This window comes from Pseudoalteromonas shioyasakiensis (assembly GCF_001550135.1).
Taxonomy (GTDB): domain Bacteria; phylum Pseudomonadota; class Gammaproteobacteria; order Enterobacterales; family Alteromonadaceae; genus Pseudoalteromonas; species Pseudoalteromonas shioyasakiensis.
The window spans coordinates 205,374-226,415 of the sequence record NZ_LRUE01000018.1; the positions used below are offsets into that span (position 1 = coordinate 205,374).

Here is a 21,042-nt window from a genome sequence, read left to right on the forward strand (position 1 = left end):
ATAGCTGAACATCTGTTAGATTTATAACAATTAAAGTTAATTTAATTTAAAGCTAATTAAATTTAAATACTTAACTAATTGGCAACCTTGCCGATAAGTGATGATTAGTACTATTTTCTGGAATTACATATGAACTTGACCGTTAGACAGCGTATTTGGGGTGGCTTTATTGTTATTACGTTACTCCTGCTATTTATTGGTGGTAACTCGTTGATCAGAATTACCAACATTGATCAATCGACACAGCGAGTTAATCAGCTGTCATTACCGGCTCTCGATAAAAGTTATGAATTGCAGGTTGAATTCATCCTGATGAGTAAATCAGCGCAAGCTAGCTTTTACACCACATCACAAGATGAATTAGCAACTATTCGCAAGAACTTTACCGAGCAGAAAAAACGTTACGATAGCTCTTATCAAGACCTACAACAAATAGTGAGTAACGACCCTAAATTAAAACAAAGCAGTCAAGAAGTTGAGCAAACTTATAAGCGCTTTGCCAAGTCTGTCGATAACCTTTTTAAAGATAAACAAACTCAACTTGAACTTAACAATATGCTGCGCACCCAGCTTGAAGATATTGAGATCAGCGCAGAAGATGCTAACTCTGTTGTGCTTGATATAATTGATATTGATGGCCTTGAAGAAAACAATTCACGTGCCTACCAAGCTGCTAACAACATGGAAAACAACTTCCAGTCGGTAGTGACTAACAGTACCGATATGCTAACGGTTAAAACTCTTAACACGTTAGATATCGTTAAAAACGAACAAGTTTATTATCTAGAAGAAGTAGAGCGAAGCCTTGGCCTAATCCGCCCTGCTATCATTGAAAGTAATGCTGATTTATATAACGACCTAAACAGTTATGTTGAAAACCTTGTAAATAACGTACGTGGCAACAACAGCCTATCAGCAAATAAAAAGCGTTTAATTGATGCAATTGCACAAACTCAAGCTGAGCTAGCCAATGCAGAAAAATCAACCACTGAGGCCCTAAAACAACTTAAAGAGCTTGTTGACCAAGCAACGGTACTTGCCTTTGACTTACAGCAAGATGTAAGTGGTAACGTATCTACGGCAACCATCTGGACTTGGATTGCCATGGTTATCGCCACTTTAATTGCAATTGCTGTTGCAGCAATTACTGTTAGCCGTATTACTAAACCACTTTCTGAAGTAAACCGTATCCTTGATATTGTTGCTAGCGGTGATATGACTCAACGCCTAGACGACTCAGCTAAAGACGAATTCGGTGAGTTATCACGTAGTTGTAATACGCTAATCGAAAGTTTACGTACACTTATTCAAGGCATTATCTCTCGCTCAACCCAGCTTGCTGCGGCCTCTGAAGAAACTTCAGCAATCACTGAAGAATCAAGCCAAGCTATTCGTAACCAACAAGCACAAGTTGAACAAGCTGCTACAGCAACCACGGAAATGAGCAGTACATCACAAGCGGTAAGCAGCAGTGCTCAACAGGCACTTAGCGAAATCAAGAACGCTGATAAAGAAGCTGACCGTGTTAAAGGTATTTCTTCGCAAAACAAAGCGACTATCGAACAACTTGCCCGTGAAGTTGATGATGCTTCACAAGTTATCAATAAGCTACACAAAGATAGCGCATCAATTGGTGGCATCTTAGATGTTATTCGTGGCATTGCAGAGCAAACAAACCTACTTGCACTTAATGCAGCCATTGAAGCAGCCCGTGCCGGTGAACAAGGCCGAGGCTTCGCCGTAGTTGCTGACGAAGTGCGCTCTCTAGCGAGCAAGACTCAAGAATCGACCCAAGAGATCCAAGCGATGATTGAATCGCTTCAGGTTGGCGCTGAGGCTGCTGTATCAGCAATGTCGAAAGGTAAACAACAAGCTGAGTCATGTGTTGAGCAATCAGACCTTGCAAATACCGCCCTTGATTCAATCACTGCAGCAGTTGCGCAAGCTCATAACGTAAGTGAAGAGATTTCAACAGCCGCTCATGAGCAACAGCAAGTTTCACAAGAAATTAGCGAACGCTTAGAGTCGATAGTAGCAATTGCTGAACAAACAGCTGAAGGCGCAAACCAAACCAATATTTCAAGTTCAGAAGTTGCTAAATTAGCGGAAGAACTACGTTTATCGGTGGATGCGTTTAAAGTTTAAGAAGCTGTAAACGAGTTACGAGTTACGAGTTACGAGTTACGAGTTACGAGTTACGAGTTACGAGTTACGAGTTACGAGTTACGAGTTACGAGTTACGAGTTACGAGTTACGAGTTAACAAATATAGAAGCCGTGTTTGTGAATGCAAACACGGTTTTTTTGTATCTATCAACTTTATAAGGTGTTTTTCAGGCATAAAAAAACCGCAACGAGTGCGGTTTCTTAAATTCTATTTGCGTTTCAATTAAAGGCCTGCGCGGTCTTTAATAACAGCGATTAGTGGAGAACCACCGTGGCCGTTTGATTCTGCCCATGCGATGTCTGCACCGTCTTCTAAAGAGCTTTTAGATAAGTTCTTAACGATGTATTCACCAGCATCCGCAGCGCCGCTTTCAATTGCATGACGAAGCATATTGTTGCCGTTACATTTTACAGCATCAAAGATGTTACGAATTTTCACACGTGAGCTTTTAAGCTTACTACGTAAACGGTTTTTATCATCAGCTGCGATGTACTCACAGATAGAAACCGCTAATTGATCATCAGCTTTTGCTGGTGCTGTATACGCAACTGACGCTGAAACAACAGCCGCTGCAAGTAACATATTTGGTAACTTCATCATATTTTGCCCTTATGTAATACTTTCTTCTTACCAAGATTGTGTAATATTGTACCAACTAATTAATTTTACCGCAATAATGTTACGAGTTTTTGTACAGGGTTACAAAAGTATACGAGTAAGGGTTTTTGTTATCAGGCTGATGCTTTTCTTGCTCGGCAACTGTCCAATTAGCAACACTTTCGTAATCTGGGAACTGCGTATCACCGGCCACTTCAAGGTCGATGAATGTTAAGTATAGACGATCTGCTTGAGATAGAAATTGTTCGTATATATTTCCGCCACCTATAATCATTACTTCTTCAACATCAGCAACCAATTCCAGCGCAGCCTCTGGTGAAGTAACCACCTCAATACCTTCAGCTGTGTAATCAGCATTACGCGTGATAATAATATTTTGACGACCCGGTAAAGGCCGACCTATTGATTCAAATGTTTTACGGCCCATGATCACAGGCTTTGCCATGGTTACTTTTTTAAAGTGTTGCAGATCGGCGGGTAAATGCCATGGCATTTGGTTGTCTTGGCCAATTACTCTGTTATTTGCCATAGCAGCAATCATTGAAATTTTCACACTAAACCTTAATACTTTTTTCTTATTAATAAAAAAGGAGCGCATGGCTCCTTTTCAGTTTTAAATTTTATCGTTGGTAGATAACTTCTACATCGTAGTCATCATCATCCCAGTCGTCATCCCAATCATCATCGTCTTGAGATGTTGCTTTCTGATGATAAGTATCCCACTTAAATTCAACTTCTTCTTTCTCTTCTTCAGCGAATTTCTCTTTCGGCATACTATCAAGTAGCGCCATAATGTCGTGACATAGTGCTTGGGTATTTTGCTTATTTGCAGCAGAGATACGGTAAACATTAACCTCTTCACCTAGCTCTTCGGCAATTTCATTACACAGCGCTTCAGCTTCATCTTCTGGTAATAGGTCAATTTTGTTAAATACTAACCAGCGCGGCTTTTCAGCAAGCTTAGGACTATATTGGTGTAGCTCATTAATAATCGCAAAGGCATTATCAACTGGATTTGTGCCATCAACAGGCATAACATCAATGATATGCAGTAATACACGACAACGCTCTAAGTGCTTTAAGAAGCGAATACCAAGGCCTGCGCCATCCGAAGCCCCTTCGATTAGACCTGGGATATCAGCAATTACAAATGACTTATTCGCATCTGGGCGTACTACACCAAGATTAGGAATAAGCGTCGTAAACGGGTAATCTGCCACTTTTGGTTTAGCTGCAGAAACACTGCGGATAAACGTTGATTTACCAGCATTTGGTAAACCAAGTAAGCCAACATCAGCAAGTAGCATTAGCTCTAAGCGTAAGCTGCGAACTTCACCAGGTGTACCTAGTGTTTTTTGACGTGGCGCACGGTTTGTACTTGATTTAAAACGTGCGTTCCCCAAGCCATGGAAACCACCTTTTGCAACAACAACCTTTTGACCATGCTTAGTCAGATCACCTAATGACTCTTCAGTATCAACATCAATGATACGTGTACCAACAGGTACTTTAAGCGTTAAATCTGCGCCTTTTTTACCAGTCATGTTACGGCTTTGACCATTTGTGCCGCGCTCTGCTTTATGAAAACGCTCAAATTGGTAATCAATTAACGTATTTAAGTTTTCATCGGCTTGTAGATAAACGCTGCCGCCATCGCCGCCGTCGCCGCCATCAGGACCGCCATCTGGTACATATTTTTCACGTCGGAAAGATACGACACCGCTGCCGCCATCACCCGCGTCACAACGAATTTCTACTTCATCTACAAACTTCATGATTACTCACTTTAAGATTGGCTTGTTAATAACTCTATTATATACCTAAGTGCCCTATTCAGCACCCAATGCCAAGGCGCTTAGGTATATATTTATACGCACTATTATGTGCCTTAAAACAAAAAACCCCGCAAAGGCGGGGTTTTTCAAATATCGAGATGATTACTCAGCTACGATATTTACGTATTTACGGTTTAAAGGACCTTTCTGTTCGAATTGAACTTTACCATCTGCTTTTGCGAAGATAGTGTGGTCTTTACCGATACCTACGTTTGCGCCAGCGTGGAAACGAGTACCACGTTGACGAACAATGATGCTACCCGCTAGAACTGATTCGCCACCAAAACGCTTAACACCTAGGCGTTTGCTTTCTGAATCGCGACCGTTACGAGTACTACCAGCTGCTTTTTTATGTGCCATTTCTCAGTACCTCTAATTAAGCGCTAATGCCAGTGATTTTAACTTCAGTGAACCATTGACGATGGCCCATTTGCTTACGAGAATGCTTACGACGTCTAAATTTAACAATCTTAACTTTCTCACCGCGACCGTGTGAAACAACCTCAGCTGTTACTTTACCACCGTTTACGAACGGTACACCGATCTCGATTTTCTCACCATCAGCAACTAAAAGTACTGAATCAAATTCAACTGCTGCACCAGTTTCAACGTCTAATTTCTCAAGACGAATTGTTTGACCTTCAGTCACACGGTGCTGTTTACCACCACTTTGGAAAACCGCGTACATAATTAACTCCGTCTGTGCGCCCTCAAATCGACGCAACTAAAATATTCTTCAATAGGGCGCGAAGTTTACGCTAATGTGCAAAAACTAGCAAGCCTCTTTTTCGATAAAATGAATAAAAAATAGCTGCATTGAGAGCAATTCAATATTTTCCCCTATTCTATCCTAAAAACACCACATGCCAAGCGGTTTTTACGATCTCATGACAATTAAATTACGCTAATAATACGCACCTTGAAAATTCAAAAAGCTGATCACTTATTAATCAAGGTTATAAATTTATCTTGGCAAAATTGATCTCAAATAAAAAACTTTACAGTGTTTTTTTACTGAATCATCACAAAATATCGAGCAAGCGCTTTTTTTGTTGTACAATCAGCCCCGTATACCCATAAATATTGGCTCGGAGATCAATGGATATAAAAGCTATCCAGACGTTAATCGAAAATGAAATGGATGACGTCAATCAACTTATACATGCCCAAATGCGCTCAGATGTCGCATTGGTTAACCAACTCGGTTTATACATAGTAAACAGTGGCGGTAAACGCGTTCGTCCTATGTTGGCCATTTTAGCGGCAAAAGCACTTGGTTATGAGGGCAAAGACCATATTACGCTTGCCACTATCATCGAATTTATTCATACCGCAACTTTATTGCATGACGACGTTGTCGACGAGTCACATTTGCGCCGTGGTACGCCTACAGCCAACGCAGAGTTTGGTAATGCAGCGAGCGTTTTGGTGGGTGACTTTATCTATACACGTTCATTTCAGCTTATGGTTGGCCTAGGTAAAATGCCAATCATGCAAATTTTAGCTGATGCAACCAATGTTATCGCTGAAGGTGAAGTATTACAGCTAATGAATTGTAATGACCCTGACACGACAGAACAAAGCTATATGCAGGTTATTTACAGCAAAACGGCAAAATTGTTCGAAGCTGCAACCGGCCTTGCTGCAATTATTACCGAGCAAGACGAACAAACCCTTGAAGCATTAAACTTATACGGTATGCATCTTGGCACTGCATTCCAATTAGTGGATGATGTTCTTGATTACAACGCTGATGCCGAGCAACTTGGTAAAAACATTGGCGATGATTTAGCTGAAGGTAAACCTACCCTACCGCTTATCTACGCAATGCAAAAAGGCACACCAGAGCAAGTTAAGCTAGTACGCGAAGCAATTGAGCTTGGTAATGGTATGGACCACTTAGAGAGCATTCTAGCGGCATTAGCTGACACTAAGGCCCTTGAGTTTGCAATGCAAAAAGCTGAGCAAGAAGCTGACAAAGCAATTGCTTGTATTGCGTTCTTACCAGATACACCGTACAAACAAGCACTAGAGAGTTTGGCCCGTATCGCCGTTGCCCGCGATCACTAAACGCTATTTATTCGAGCCATTAAAAAAGCCTGCATTTGCAGGCTTTTTTGTTTTTCGGCGATTTAAAAAATCGCCTATCATCTGTCGGAATTAACCGTTGATGAAATCAACACCTTCCTGGATGTCTTTGTTAAGTGTAGCTAGCATGTCGTTTTTAGCTTGCTCTTCGAATGCACTTAACTCACCGTAAGAAAGGATTTCTTCAACGCCGTTTTTACCTAGACGAACTGGGTGTGCGAAGTATGCTGCGTCACCGTTTTCAACTGCAACGTATGCGTAATCAACTACTTCTTCACCTTGTAAGCCTTTAACTAAAGACATACAGAAGCGTGCTGCTGCAGCACCCATAGAAAGAGTCGCTGAACCGCCACCCGCTTTAGCGTTAACAACTTCAGTACCTGCGTTTTGGATACGTGGAGTTAATGCCGCAACTTCTTCGTCAGTGAAAGTAACACCTTCAACTTGAGATAGAAGAGGAAGGATTGTAGTACCTGAGTGACCGCCGATCACTGGAACTTTAACGTCAGTTGCGCTTAAACCTTTAAGTTCAGCAACAAATGCTTCTGAACGGATCACGTCAAGCGTTGTGATACCGAATACACGGTTAGCATCGTAAGTACCCGCTTTTTTGAATACTTCAGCAACGATTGGCACTGTGCCGTTTACTGGGTTAGTGATGATACCTACTAACGCTTTAGGACAGTTTTTAACGATGCCTTCAGCTAATGTTTTGATGATACCTGCGTTTACGTTGAAAAGGTCCGCACGGTCCATGCCTGGCTTACGTGGCATACCCGCTGGGATAAGAACGATATCACAACCAGCTAATGCTGCGTCTAGGCTGTCAGCACCAAAGCCTTCAACTTTAACGTCTGTTGGGATGTGAGAAAGATCAACCGCTACACCAGGAACAACAGGGGCAACATCGTATAACGATAATTCAGAACCTGCAGGTAAACTTGTTTTTAATAATAAAGACAATGCTTGGCCGATACCGCCAGCTGCGCCTAAAACAGCAACTTTCATTGGAATTCTCCGTAATTTGAGGTAGGAAATATTTGTGGCCCTAAAGATAATGAAATTAGCGACTAAAAACAAATTTATCCTGCTTATTTCGCGTATAATTTCGACCATAGTTGTAAACTTGCCTGTAAAGACACAGCATTTTGGACGACTTTGTAAACTAATACTGCATAAATATGCAGAGTTGTGTAGAATTACCCTACATTTTATGAATAAAGAAACGGCAACATGCAACCACAAGACAAACAAGAAGCACTGATCAAAGCGTTTAAAGCGCTATTAAAAGAAGAAAACTTCGGCTCACAAGGTGAGATTGTCGAAGCATTAAAAGAGCAAGGCTTTGATAATATTAGTCAAAGTAAAGTCTCTCGCATGTTAAGCAAGTTCGGTGCAGTACGTACTCGTAATGCAAAACAAGAAATGGTCTATTGTTTACCGGCTGAAATGGGTGTGCCAACAGCGAAAAGCCCACTGCGTCAGCTTGTTATTGATATTATGCATAACGAAATGATGATTATTATTCGCACCAGTCCAGGCGCAGCACAATTAATTGCTCGTTTACTTGATTCACTCGGTAAGGCGGATGGTGTACTCGGTACCATTGCAGGCGACGACACTATTTTTATCGCCCCTGCGAAGATTTCTGAAATCGATGTGACGCTTGATCGCGTGCGCACTTTATTTGATACCGTTTAAAGTTGCTTTAAGAAGTTTACTGACGGGGCGAAAAACGCAGATCCCATATCGGCTTGAGTAAAATCGAGCCAATGATCATAGCAATCGCCCTGCCCCAAACGACTCTTTAATACCTGCTCAAACGCATCCCCTTGCGCAGCACACGAAACCATTAAAATTCCCTGCTTATGCACATCACCAAATGGCATGCTTTGGTTTAGCAATAGTGGCTGGCCATGCTCATCTTTTAATTCACTACGAACCGCATGACTGGTTTCTACAGCAGGCACAATCAAGGTGTTATCTAGACGCGTGCGCCCCATGATTTGCTCTTGCTCAGACAACGATAAATGCTGCCAGACACTCAAATCATGCACAAAGCGCTGAACATGAATATAACTGCCTTGGTCTTCAAAGTGACCCGGTTTATCGATAAGTGCTGTACTACGCTTTTGACGGCCATGAGGTGTATCGCCTGCATAAATAAAGCCGTTAAAATCACGTCCATCTAAAAACCGAAAATTACGGACCTGCTCCACCAGCTCAACATCCGGTGTTAATAATTTTAGAATTTGCAGAGCAAATAGATGATTTACATCTTCACGGTCTGAGCGAATTTGCACAAACAAGTCAAATGGCTGAGCACTAATCACATGCTCACTATGGGTCACATTCGGAAAGCTTTGCAATTGACTAGGGATAAACTCGGGCAAAATATGCGGCCAATACTGAGCACCAAGGGCAACCACACACGATAGCATGGCTTCTGAGAACTGATCAGCAAACTCCTCTTGAATTACGCTAACGCGTTTTAGTTTTTTACGTAATGACTCATCATGGCCATCGTAAACATTAAAAAACAGGTGCAAACCATGTAAGTTTGCTTCAGCACAAATCCCAGATTGCGCTTGCGCCATAGTGAATCCTTAGCTTCTCGTTATTTGCACAAAGCCAAGGATTCAAGATTGTTATTTATTACTAATCATGAAAAAAATTGACTGTGTGCGGCATTATTTTTATTTTTACAGGCTGCTCAACAGCTAACACGCGGTCTTGCTCTGCAGCAACTTCACACTCTTGCCCTGCAATATTGATTCGATATACATAACGCGTACCGATAAAGCGCCTGTGCAAGATAGTTAAACTGTTTGCGTCACTGTGCGCAGCTTCACACAACTGAATATGATGTGGTCTTATATACACTTGACCTTGCTGACAATCTGCATTGTTCGGTGTCAATGAGTGAATCACACCAAACGCCGTCTCATATTCAGTTGGCGTTAATACTTTTGCCGTTAAGTATATGCCCGTACCAAGAAACTCTGCAACCACCTTTGAGTTAGGTTGGCTAAATAACTGCTCAGGAGAGCCTTGTTGGGCGATTTTTCCACCATGCATAACCGCAAGCGTGTCGGCAAACGCGAAAGCTTCTTCCTTCGAGTGGGTAACAAATACCGCAGAAACCTGCTGAGCTTTAATAATGCGACGTATATCGGCAATAAGCTCAAAACGCACTTGTGTATCAATATTCGAGAATGGCTCATCAAGTAATAATAAACTTGGTTTGTAAGCAAGTGCACGGGCTATTGCCACTCGTTGCTGCTGTCCACCAGAAAGCTGATGCGGATATCGCTTTGCACAACCATCGAGTTTAACAAGGCTAAGCATTTCATCTACACGCTCGCGCTTTTGCGCTTTACTCATATTGCTTAGCCCAAACGCAATGTTGTCGCTTACCGTTAAATGAGGAAACAACGCATAGTCTTGGAACATCATGCCAATATTACGTTTTTCCGGTGCAACAAACAGTCCACTATCGTTGACCACTTTTGAATCAATACTCATATAGCCTTGCTCTGGCTGTAAAATTCCGGCAATTGCCTTTAAAGTGGTGGTTTTGCCGCAGCCACTTGCGCCAAGCAAACAGACGATTTCATCTTGTTCTACATTGAGGTTTAGTTCACTCAACACCTGAGTCGCATTGTACTGATAAGCTAAGTCTTTAATTATCAAATGACTCATGAGTGATTTTGCTCCATCGAACGATTAACGAAATACAAAGGGATTAACCCAACTAACACGATAAACAAGGCTGAAATTGACGCAAGCTCCAATTGCTCATCACTAACATATTGAAAAACATGAGTTGCCAGGGTTTCAAAATTAAAAGGTCTGAGTAATAAAGCCGCAGGTAACTCTTTCATGCACTCAATAAACACTAACAAGCCAGCTGTTAGAATGCCGCGCTTTAACAGTGGTAAATGTACTCGCCACAAGGTTTGTAAGGGCCCTTTGCCCATTGATTGGCTAGCCATATCTAATGAAGGGCTAATACGTAAAAAACTGCTTTCAAGCGCGCCATGCGCAATCGCATAAAAACGTACAACATAAGCAAAAATCATCGCAAATAAAGTGCCGCTCAGAAGTAACCCTGGTGATAAACCAAAAGGCTCAAGCCAATTGTTTAATGCATCATCTAACTGAGTTAATGGGAGCAATACGGCAATAGCTAACACAGTACCAGGTAAGGCGTAGCCAGTACTTGCTAAACGTCCTGGGATCAAAGGGTAAGCTTGTTTCGCAATGCGTTGATAAAACAATACCAATAAGCTCAATAGGATAGTTGCAATACTCACCACAATAGCCACTTTGAAGCTTTGCCAAGCGTAATTAAAGAATGCCCCATTCCATGCTTCATCTGCATAAACAATGGCGTATTTAACTAACACCCCAACCGGCAGGATAAAAGCCAGTATTAGCACAACGGTACAAGCCAAGCTTGCAGCCCACGCCGCACCGCCTTTTAAGCGATACAAGGTTGCGCTGTTTACGCTTGACTGACGTTCATACACGGCTTGATTACGACGACTAAAGCGTTCAACCATGATGGTTAAAAACAAAATCAGTAACATAATGCCTGAGATTTTCGCCGCAGCAGTTAATGAGTAATAGCCAAGCCACGTATCGTATACAGCGGTAGTGAGCGTACTTACAGCAAAGTAATTGACGGTAGCAAAATCAGCCATAGCTTCCATACTGATTAATGTAACCCCTGCCACAATCGCCCCACGACCAAGAGGCAAACTAACGCGTAAAAAGCTTTGTAATGGTGATAGACCCATCAGCTGACTAGCTTGTACTAGTTTAAAAGACTGCTCTCTGAGTGCCGTTTTAAAAATAAGGAATAAGTAAGGATAGAGTACCAAGGCAATCATAATAATAGCCCCAGTTAATGTACGAATATCAAAAAACCAGTAATCGTCTGGTGATTGCCAACCAAACCAGTCTCTAAGGGTGATTTGTACTGGCCCTGCGTAATCAAGTAAGTCGGTATACACATAGGCGATGAGATAAGTTGGCATTGCTAATGGCAGCATTAATGCCCATTCAAATTGCTTACGCCCAGGAAACTCGCAATATGCGGTTAGCCAAGCTAGCGGCAATGCAATTACACAACTTAACAGCCCTACCCCTGCAATGAGTATGAGTGTATTACGGGTATAATCCCACAGCACAGTATCGAAAAGGTGCTGAAATACATCTGAATCTCCTTGCAGAGATTCAAATAATAAAAAGCCTAATGGCGTAACAAGCAACAGGCCAATAAGCCAGGCTATAAGCTGCCAACGCGACAGCGAAAACTTCACATGCATAAGTGGATTAATACCAGATAAAATAAAAGCTGTTAAAAAACAGCTTTTATAAAAATGTGTTACGAGAAATATCCTCGTTATAAATCAAACTTTACTTCGTCAATCAGCTTCAGTGCCACAGGGCGATATTTGCTGATCTCATCAAGAGGAAGGCTATCTTCTTTAAACTCCCCCCATGATGCAACCATCTCAGATAATGCAACCCCTTGCTTTACAGGGTATTCCATATTAACTGAAGCATACATATTTTGCGCCTTATTGTCGGTCATATACTCAACCAGTTTCAAGGCATTTTCAGGGTTTTTAGCATAACGGGTCATAACAACGCCCGATACATTGATATGAGAGCCACGGTTTGTTTGGTTAGGGAAGTTAATATAAACCGCTTCAGCCCATGATTTTTGCTGCTCATCTTGCATCATTTTGCCAAAATAATAGCTGTTGCCTAACGCCAGATCGCATAAACCTTCTTTTACGGCTTTGACTTGCGCTCTGTCATTACCTTGCGGCTTACGTGCTAAATTGGCTTTTACGCCCTCAAGCCATTGCTTAGTTTTTGCTTCGCCATGGTGAGCAACCATAGAAGCAACTAAACCTAAATTGTAAGGGTGTTTACCAGATCGAGTGCAGATCTTACCTTTGTATTTTGGGTCTGCTAAATCTTCGTAAGTTAATTCAGCAAGTGCACCAACACGCTCTTTTGCAGAGTAAACATTACGTACACGTTTAGTAAGTGCTATCCATTGACCGTCGCCATCGCGAAAAGTGCTTGGCACATTCGCATTAACCACATCACTATTAATTGATTGCGTTAAGCCTAAGTCCTCTAATTGAATCAGCGCACTAAAATTAGAGGTTAATACTAAATCAGCCTTACTGTGCTTACCTTCACGCTTTACACGTTCAATTAACCCTTTTTTGGCAAAAACCACGTTAGTTTTAATACCTGTTTGCTTAGTGAAATCATCCAAAATAGGCTGAATTAAGAATGGTTGACGAAACGAGTAAATATTTACTACATCTGCAGCAAATGTAGGCGCGCTTAATAATGCGCTAAGTAATACTAAGGCTGTTTTCTTCATTTTATAGCACCTAAATAGTAACAATTATCAAAATATTTTACCTAGAGTTAGGGCAAAGTGCACCCGTTTAAACTTATATTTCAATCAACCTAACTGCCATTTAGGAATTTACATGTAAGACATATCTCACCCACATGGCAGTTATTGAGTAAAAACCACCAGCAAACACTGCACAAAACAAGATAAACATTTGAAATATAACAACATACTTTAAATGACAATAAAATAACCAGCAGATTAAGTAAGATTTTGACCTACTCAGCTTTGCCCATTTCTCTATAATTACTTACATCAACTAAGCAAGAAGCTTAATGAGTAGATGGATAAGGAAGCATTACTCATAATACCGCGGAATAAGGTTCATTAGGAGAATAAGGAATCAAGGACAGGCTCAGGAAGAGTAACGCAATGGAGTGACAACCTACGGACAACATCAGGATGATGTGGAATGGCATGACAACAGGACGTTGTTATACAGGAAGTTCAAAAAGTGGAATAAAGGACAGGCCGTTAGGGCATCGCAACGGATTTGCAAATAAAGGGATAGTGTCAGGATGGCACGTAAGGGAGTGGTAAAGTATTTACCAGCAAGGATGTAAAGGACTGACAAGGAAACAAGGCGGGATTGCCTTATATTACACAGAACCAATAAGTAAAGTGTAATAGCATGGATTGGCAAAGTTTAGGGAGTTGATTAGATTCAATTGCAGGATGCAAAAAATTAAGAAGATTCCGCAAGCGCGACTAGAGATAGTACGCGCTTTTCTTTTGCCTACAATAAATTATTACTCCGGTCGTCCCTTATTACGCTTACCTAGCAGATAGGCATCTCTAAACTTAATAAAATGTTGCTCAAGCTTTTGTGTAGCATCTTTCTCACCCGCAAGGGCAAGTACCATAATAGCCACCTCAGCGGTGCCTAGCTGATGCTCATGCGGGGCAACACGTAATCGATAATCAGATAGCTTTTCAGGCGTAATTGAAAGCACAGGAAAATTATCTAGATAAGGGCTTTTACGGATCATTTTCTTTGCTTCGCGCCAAGTCCCATCTAAAAAGATAAACAATGGACGCTTACCTTCAACAGAAGTTACTTCGGTGATCACGCGCTCTTCATCATCAACATCGCTGGCAGGAAAAATAACCATAGGCTGATACTGAGGATCTGCCAACAAGCTTAATAAGGCGTCATCTGGATTTGTTCTATCCCACTTAAAGGCATGGTTATCTGGCACGATTTCAGCAATTAAACGACCAGTATTTGACGGCTTAAAACTCTCATTATGGTACATAAGTAAACAGACCGCGGCATCACACTGAGCTTGCTCAACGCCTTCACAAATACAATAGTGTTCCGCTAATAAACAACGCTCACAACGCGTTAGCTTTGCTCCTCGCGCTTTGAATTCACGACGAGACTCAGTCATTTGCTGAGCACGAAGCATTAACACTGAATTATTTGAGATAGTAGCCACTGTATTTACCAGATAATTAAACGGCGCGTATTGTAGCTAAAAATATGGGGAATAGATATTGATCTAAGTATTAAGCTGCAAGCTATAAGCAGCTAGATCTTAAAGCTTATAGTTAAAAAACAAAAAACCCAGCCGGAGCTGGGTTTTTAAAACGATTAGTCAAAAGAACTTACTTCTTTTTAACTGCTTTTTTGTTTGGAAGGTCAGTGATTGAACCTTCGAAGATTTCAGCAGCTAGACCGATTGATTCGTTTAATGTTGGGTGAGCGTGAATAGTTAACGCTAGGTCTTCACCGTCTGCGCCCATTTCAACTGCTAAGCCGATTTCACCAAGCATTTCACCTGCGTTGATACCAACCATAGCACCACCGATAACGCGACCTGAGTCTTTATCGAAGATTAGCTTAGTTTGACCTTCAGTACGTGCTGAAGCGATTGCACGACCAGAAGCAGCCCAAGGGAATACAGCAGTTTCGATGCTTAAACCTTGCTCTTTAGCTTCTTTCTCAGTTACACCAACCCATGCGATTTCTGGATCTGTGTATGCGATTGAAGGAATGCACTTAGGATCGAAGAAGTGTTTCTGACCAGAGATAACTTCTGCAGCAACGTGAGCTTCGTGAACCGCTTTGTGTGCAAGCATTGGTTGACCAACGATATCACCGATAGCGAAGATGTGATCAACGTTTGTTTTAAGCTGTTTATCAACATTGATGAAACCACGCTCATCAACGTTAACGCCTGCCTTATCAGCGTCAAGTAATTTACCGTTAGGTGTACGACCAACAGCAACAAGTACTTTGTCGTAACGTACTGCGTCAGCTGGTGCGTTTTTACCTTCGAATGAAACGTATAGACCGTCTTCTTTCGCTTCAACGCCAACAACTTTAGTAGAAAGCATTACGTTGAACTTGTTCTTAACGTATTTTTGGTAGATCTTGATAACGTCTTTATCAGCTGCTGGTACTAATTGATCAGCAAACTCAACTACGTCGATTTCAGAACCTAGTGCACGGTATACAGTACCCATTTCAAGACCGATGATACCACCACCTAAAACTAGTAGTTTCTCAGGAACGTCTTTAAGCTCTAGCGCACCAGTTGAGTCAATTACACGGTCATCTTCAGGGATGAAAGGTAAGTTAACAGGTTGAGAACCCGCTGCAATAATAGCATTGTCAAAAGTGATTGTTGTTGTACCGTCTTCACCTTCAACAGCAAGTGTGTTGCTGCCAGTGAATTTACCGTAGCCGCTAACTACTTTCACTTTACGCATTTTAGCCATGCCGTCTAGGCCGCCAGTTAGTTGACCGATTACAGACTCTTTCCAATCACGGATTTTGTCTAGGTCGATTTCAGGCTTGCCAAAAGTAACGCCGTGAGATGACATTTCAGCTGCGTCATCAATCACTTTAGCTACGTGTAAAAGTGCTTTTGAAGGAATACAACCCACATTTAGACATACACCGCCTAATGTGTTGCGAGATTCTACCAGTGTAACTTCTAAGCCCAAGTCAGCAGCACGGAAAGCCGCAGAATAACCACCAGGACCACCGCCTAGTACAACAACTTGAGTTTTTAATTCGTTGCTCATGCTATTACCTTAAATGTTTGAACGGGACACTGCCCCTAAGTTTAACTGCCATGTTTCTGCAAGGCAGAAAGGGAGAGCAGATATCTATACCAAGATTGTTCTATGGCAAAGATTGTATCATTGCCAATGGTAAAAATCCCAGCAAAAAACAACTTGCTGGGATTTGATTCTTATAAATTATGAGACGATTACATCACCAATTGACGAATATCGCTCATGTAGCTTGCTAGCGTCACAGTAAAGCGTGCTGCTAGTGCACCGTCAATAACCCTATGGTCGTATGACATTGATAATGGAACCATTAATTTAGGTTCAAACTCTTTGCCATTCCACTTAGGTTTCATTTCTGACTTAGATACACCCAAGATAGCAACTTCTGGCGCATTCACAATTGGCGTGAACGCTGTACCACCGATACCACCAAGGCTTGAGATTGTGAAACAACCGCCTTGCATATCAGATGAAGTTAGCTTGCCGTCACGTGCTTTCTTAGAAATATCCATTAACTCACGAGAAAGTTCAATGATGCCTTTCTTATCAACATCTTTAAACACTGGAACAACTAGACCATTTGGCGTATCAACTGCAACACCGATATTGATGTATTTCTTCAAGATTAAGCTTTCGCCGTCTTCAGACAGAGAAGAGTTAAACGTTGGGAATTCAGCCAATGCTTTCGCCGCTGCTTTCATCACAAATACAAGTGGTGTGATTTTAACACCCAGCTTTTTCTTCTCAGCAAGGGCATTTTGCTCTTTACGGAATACTTCAAGGCTTGTGATATCAGCTTCGTCAAACTGTGTAACATGCGGGATTTGCACCCAGTTACGATGTAAGTTAGCACCTGATAGCTTCTGGATACGAGAAAGTTTCTTCTCTTCGATTTCACCAAACTTAGCAAAATCAACCTTAGGCCAAGGGATAAGACCTAACTCACCGCCACCGGCATTACCTTTACCTGCAGATAGCTGACCTGACTCAACTTTCTTCACAAGGTCTTTCACGTAGTTTTGTACGTCTTCTTTCACAACACGATTCTTACGACCCGTGCCTTTTACGTTTGCTAGGTTAATACCAAACTCACGCGCTAAACGACGAACAACAGGCGATGCATGTGCATACGCTTTGTTATCTGCAAAACCTTCGTTGCTTGTAGGTGCTGATACAGGCTTTTCAGCCGCAGGCGCTTTTGCTGCAGGTGCAGACGCAGGCGCAGGCGCTGCTTCAGCTTTTGCAGGGGCTGGTGCCGCTGCAGCTGGTGCACTACCCGCTACTTCAAATACAAAGATAAGTGAGCCAGTTGATACTTTATCCCCAGCTGCTACTTTGATTTCTTTAACAGTACCGGCAAATGGTGCTGGTACTTCCATTGATGCTTTATCGCCTTCAACGTTTAAGATTGATTGATCTTCTTCAACCTTATCGCCAACAGCAACCATCACTTCGGTTACTTCAACTTCGTCACCACCGATATCAGGCACGTTTACTTCTTTAGTGCTTGATGCCGCTGCTGCCGGCGCTGCTTCAGCTGGTGCTGGTTCTGCAGCAGGCGCTTCTGAACCGCTTGAAGCTGTTTCAAAAACGAAGATTAGAGAGCCCGTTTTCACTTTATCGCCAGTCGCGATTTTGATCTCTTTAACCGTACCCGCCATTGGAGCAGGTACTTCCATTGATGCTTTATCGCCTTCAACGCTTAATAAAGATTGCTCTTCTTCAACCGTGTCACCTACCGCAACCATGATTTCAGTTACTTCAACTTCATCATCGCCGATATCTGGCACAGTTACTTCCTGTGTAGCAGAAGTTGCAGGCGCAGCTGCTGGAGCTGGCGTATCTTCTTTAGCCTCTGCAGGAGCCGCAGCTTGTTCTTCACCTTCGAAGATCATGATAAGTGAACCCGTCGTTACCGTATCACCTTCAGCTACTTTAATTTCTTTAACCGTACCTGCTTGTGCAGCAGGTACTTCCATTGATGCTTTGTCGCCTTCAACCGTTAATAACGATTGGTCAACCTCAACCTTATCACCAACGCTAACAAGGATTTCGGTTACTTCAACTTCATCGCCACCGATATCTGGTACATTAATTTCAATACTCATTGGAACCTCTTATGCGTATAGCGGGTTAACTTTGTTTGTGTCGATGTCGAATTTCTTGATTGCTTCAACAACTACTGACTTCTCAACTTCACCACGTTTAGCAAGCTCAGATAGTGTTGCAACCACAACATAACCAGCATTCACTTCGAAGTGACGACGTAAGTTTTCACGGCTATCAGAACGACCGTAACCATCAGTACCTAACACTTTGTAGTTGCTGCTTGGTACGAATGAACGAACTTGTTCTGCGTAGTTCTTCATGTAGTCTGTTGCTGCAACAGTCACGGCATCTGTTAATGCGTTCGTGATGTAAGCAGTCTTTTGCTCTGCTTCAGGGTTAAGCATGTTGAAACGCTCAGCGTCTTGACCGTCACGAGTTAACTCGTTGAATGATGTTACAGAGAATACATCTGAACCAATACCATACTCTTCGCTCAGGATTTGTGCCGCTTTACGCACTTCAATCATGATAGTACCTGAACCTAGTAACTGTACTTTCGCTTTATCGCCAGCCACAGTTTCAAGTTTATAGATACCTTTACGAATACCTTCTTCAGCGCCTTCTGGCATTGCTGGTTGATGGTAGTTTTCGTTCATTAACGTTAGGTAATAGAACACGTTTTCTTGGTCTTCACCGTACATGCGACGGATACCGTCTTGCATGATTACCGCTACTTCGTATGCGAATGTCGGATCATAAGAAATACAGTTAGGAACCGTGTTAGCAAGAATGTGGCTGTGACCATCTTCGTGCTGTAAACCTTCACCGTTTAGTGTAGTACGACCTGCCGTAGCACCTAGTAGGAAACCACGTGCTTGTTGGTCACCAGCCATCCATGCCATATCACCTACACGTTGGAAACCAAACATTGAGTAGTAGATGTAGAATGGGATCATTGGTAAATCGTTAGTGCTGTATGATGTTGCAGCAGCAACCCATGATGACATTGCACCTAACTCGTTGATACCTTCTTGTAGTACCTGACCTGATGTTGCTTCTTTATAGTAAGAAACGATGTCACGGTCTTGTGGCGTGTAGTTTTGGCCATGCGGGTTATAAATACCGATTTGACGGAATAAACCTTCCATACCAAATGTACGCGCTTCATCAGCGATGATAGGAACGATGTTTTTACCAATGCCTTTGTCTTTTAGTAATACGTTAAGTGCACGTACAAAGCCCATTGTTGTAGAGATGTCACGTTTTTGCTCTTCAAGTAGTGGCTTGAACGCGTCAACTTCTGGCAATGTTAAGCTTTCAGAAAACTTAGGAATACGCTTAGGTGTGTAACCTTGTAGCGCTTCACGGCGAGCGTGAAGATACTTGTACTCTTCAGAGCCTTCTTCAAGAGTAAGATATGGCAAGTCTTTAATTTCTTCATCAGAAACTAAATCTTGTAGACCTAAACGTGAACGTAAGTGCTCAACGTGGGTCATGTCCATTTTCTTAACTTGGTGCGCGATGTTTTTACCTTCAGCCGCTTCACCCATGCCGTAACCTTTTACAGTTTTAGCTAGGATAACAGTTGGACGATCTTTGGTTTCTTCCGCTTTTTTGAATGCAGCGTAAAGTTTTGAAGGCTCATGGCCACCACGCTTAAGTGCGAAGATTTCTTCATCAGTCATATCAGCAACAAGTGCTGCTGTTTCTGGGTAACGACCGAAGAAGTGCTCACGAACATATGCACCGTCTTTTGCTTTATATGTTTGGTAATCACCGTCAATAGTTTCATTCATTAACTGCAGTAATTTACCTGATGTATCTTTAGCAAGTAGGATATCCCAACCACTACCCCATACAACTTTAATCACGTTCCAGCCTGCACCTTTGAATAGGCCTTCAAGCTCTTGAATGATCTTACCATTACCCATTACTGGGCCATCTAAACGCTGTAAGTTACAGTTGATTAGGTAACATAGGTTATCTAGCTTCTCACGTGCAGCGAATGAGATTGCACCACGTGATTCTGGCTCATCCATTTCACCATCGCCTAAGAAAGCGTATACACGTTGGTTTTTAGTGTCTTTTAAGCCACGACCATCTAGGTATTTTAAGAAACGAGCTTGGTAGATTGATGCAATTGGACCAAGACCCATTGATACCGTAGGGAACTGCCAGAATTCAGGCATTAACTTAGGGTGTGGGTATGAAGGAAGACCTTTACCATCAACTTCTTGACGGAAGTTGTCAAGTTGCTCAGCTGTTAAACGACCTTCAACAAATGCACGTGCATAGATACCTGGAGAAATGTGACCTTGGTAATAAACTAAATCACCGCCATCTACATCGTTTGGTGCTTTGAAGAAGTGGTTAAAACATACTTCATAAAATGCAGCTGAAGACTGGTAAGACGCCATATGGCCGCCTAAGTCTAGATCTTTTTTCGACGCGCGTAATACGATCATGATCGCATTCCAACGAATGATTGAACGGATACGACGTTCAATGTTTACGTCACCTGGGTAAGCAGGTTCTTGATCTACCGGGATGGTATTAACGTAGTTAGTGGTTGTGCCAGTAGGCATATCAACACCGTCTAAACGGGCTTGCTCTAACACTTGCTCAAGTAAGAATTGAGCACGTTCAACACCTTCTTCACGCACAACAGACTCAAGGGCTTGTAACCACTCTTGTGTTTCTAGCGCGTCTACGTCAATTTTATTGACTTCAGACATATGGAGGTTTCCTTATGTTTAAAATACTAATTATTTTAATAAATCTTAAAATTAAGTAGTTAACTAAACTTAGCTA

Annotated in this window: 17 protein-coding genes; 3 read left to right on the plus strand and 14 right to left on the minus strand. The window is 42.0% G+C overall.

Features of this window, described 5'->3' with window-relative positions; translation table 11 throughout:
* Window positions 1-129 precede the first annotated feature (129 nt).
* Window positions 130-2,145: a methyl-accepting chemotaxis protein gene (locus PASHI_RS14800; RefSeq protein ID WP_062566165.1), complete on the plus strand. Its 2,016-nt coding sequence runs from the start codon at window positions 130-132 to the stop codon at window positions 2,143-2,145.
* A gap of 243 nt (window positions 2,146-2,388) precedes the next feature.
* On the opposite strand, the gene PASHI_RS14805 is transcribed toward PASHI_RS14800, so the two are convergent.
* From PASHI_RS14805 to rplU, 5 genes are all read right to left on the minus strand, one after another.
* The gene (locus PASHI_RS14805; protein ID WP_062566166.1) at window positions 2,389-2,766 is read right to left on the minus strand and encodes a DUF3718 domain-containing protein; all 378 of its coding nucleotides are present in this window, start codon (window positions 2,764-2,766) and stop codon (window positions 2,389-2,391) included.
* Between the two features lie 79 nt (window positions 2,767-2,845).
* On the minus strand, window positions 2,846-3,325 hold the full coding sequence (gene folA, locus PASHI_RS14810; RefSeq protein ID WP_082401652.1) for a type 3 dihydrofolate reductase: 480 nt from the start codon (window positions 3,323-3,325) through the stop codon (window positions 2,846-2,848).
* Between the two features lie 79 nt (window positions 3,326-3,404).
* The gene (gene cgtA, locus PASHI_RS14815) at window positions 3,405-4,559 is read right to left on the minus strand and encodes an Obg family GTPase CgtA (protein ID WP_054551016.1); all 1,155 of its coding nucleotides are present in this window, start codon (window positions 4,557-4,559) and stop codon (window positions 3,405-3,407) included.
* Window positions 4,560-4,721: 162 nt separating this feature from the next.
* Window positions 4,722-4,979, minus strand: a complete 258-nt coding sequence (gene rpmA, locus PASHI_RS14820; RefSeq protein WP_054551015.1) for a 50S ribosomal protein L27 — start codon at window positions 4,977-4,979, stop codon at window positions 4,722-4,724.
* Window positions 4,980-4,995: 16 nt separating this feature from the next.
* Window positions 4,996-5,307 carry a 50S ribosomal protein L21 gene (rplU, locus tag PASHI_RS14825; protein WP_036965957.1) on the minus strand — a complete coding sequence of 104 codons (312 nt, stop codon included), beginning with the start codon at window positions 5,305-5,307 and terminating at the stop codon, window positions 4,996-4,998.
* Window positions 5,308-5,717: 410 nt separating this feature from the next.
* Between rplU and ispB the strand changes: the two genes are divergently transcribed.
* Window positions 5,718-6,689: an octaprenyl diphosphate synthase gene (gene ispB / locus PASHI_RS14830; protein ID WP_054562777.1), complete on the plus strand. Its 972-nt coding sequence runs from the start codon at window positions 5,718-5,720 to the stop codon at window positions 6,687-6,689.
* Between the two features lie 90 nt (window positions 6,690-6,779).
* Here ispB and mdh read toward each other — a convergent pair whose 3' ends face one another.
* Window positions 6,780-7,715 (minus strand): malate dehydrogenase, encoded by a 936-nt coding sequence (gene mdh / locus PASHI_RS14835; RefSeq protein WP_054562778.1) that lies wholly within the window; start codon window positions 7,713-7,715, stop codon window positions 6,780-6,782.
* A 225-nt stretch (window positions 7,716-7,940) separates the two neighbouring features.
* Here mdh and argR point away from each other — a divergent pair, with 225 nt between their 5' ends.
* Window positions 7,941-8,408, plus strand: coding sequence for a transcriptional regulator ArgR (gene argR, locus PASHI_RS14840; RefSeq protein WP_054551012.1), 468 nt, complete (start codon window positions 7,941-7,943; stop codon window positions 8,406-8,408).
* Here argR and PASHI_RS14845 read toward each other — a convergent pair.
* The 8 genes from PASHI_RS14845 to aceE all read right to left on the minus strand — a co-directional run bounded on the left by PASHI_RS14845 (window position 8,405) and on the right by aceE (window position 20,966).
* On the minus strand, window positions 8,405-9,304 hold the full coding sequence (locus PASHI_RS14845; protein ID WP_062566167.1) for a Dyp-type peroxidase: 900 nt from the start codon (window positions 9,302-9,304) through the stop codon (window positions 8,405-8,407). The two genes, argR and PASHI_RS14845, sit on opposite strands and share 4 nt — an antisense overlap.
* Before the next feature lie 61 nt (window positions 9,305-9,365).
* Entirely contained in the window at window positions 9,366-10,409 is a 1,044-nt protein-coding gene (locus PASHI_RS14850) for an ABC transporter ATP-binding protein (RefSeq protein ID WP_062566168.1), read from the minus strand.
* Window positions 10,406-12,040 (minus strand): ABC transporter permease, encoded by a 1,635-nt coding sequence (locus PASHI_RS14855; protein ID WP_062566169.1) that lies wholly within the window; start codon window positions 12,038-12,040, stop codon window positions 10,406-10,408. The genes PASHI_RS14850 and PASHI_RS14855 overlap by 4 nt, the downstream gene beginning before the upstream one ends.
* A 77-nt stretch (window positions 12,041-12,117) precedes the next feature.
* A complete protein-coding gene (locus PASHI_RS14860; protein WP_062566170.1) occupies window positions 12,118-13,122 on the minus strand; it encodes a Fe(3+) ABC transporter substrate-binding protein in 1,005 nt (334 codons plus the stop codon).
* A 785-nt stretch (window positions 13,123-13,907) separates the two neighbouring features.
* Window positions 13,908-14,567, minus strand: a complete 660-nt coding sequence (locus PASHI_RS14865) for a tRNA-uridine aminocarboxypropyltransferase (protein WP_062566192.1) — start codon at window positions 14,565-14,567, stop codon at window positions 13,908-13,910.
* A gap of 199 nt (window positions 14,568-14,766) precedes the next feature.
* Window positions 14,767-16,191 (minus strand): dihydrolipoyl dehydrogenase, encoded by a 1,425-nt coding sequence (lpdA, locus tag PASHI_RS14870; RefSeq protein WP_054562783.1) that lies wholly within the window; start codon window positions 16,189-16,191, stop codon window positions 14,767-14,769.
* A gap of 188 nt (window positions 16,192-16,379) precedes the next feature.
* The gene (gene aceF, locus PASHI_RS14875) at window positions 16,380-18,290 is read right to left on the minus strand and encodes a pyruvate dehydrogenase complex dihydrolipoyllysine-residue acetyltransferase (protein ID WP_062566171.1); all 1,911 of its coding nucleotides are present in this window, start codon (window positions 18,288-18,290) and stop codon (window positions 16,380-16,382) included.
* Window positions 18,291-18,299: 9 nt separating this feature from the next.
* Window positions 18,300-20,966 (minus strand): pyruvate dehydrogenase (acetyl-transferring), homodimeric type, encoded by a 2,667-nt coding sequence (aceE, locus tag PASHI_RS14880; RefSeq protein ID WP_062566172.1) that lies wholly within the window; start codon window positions 20,964-20,966, stop codon window positions 18,300-18,302.
* Window positions 20,967-21,042: the final 76 nt, after the last annotated feature.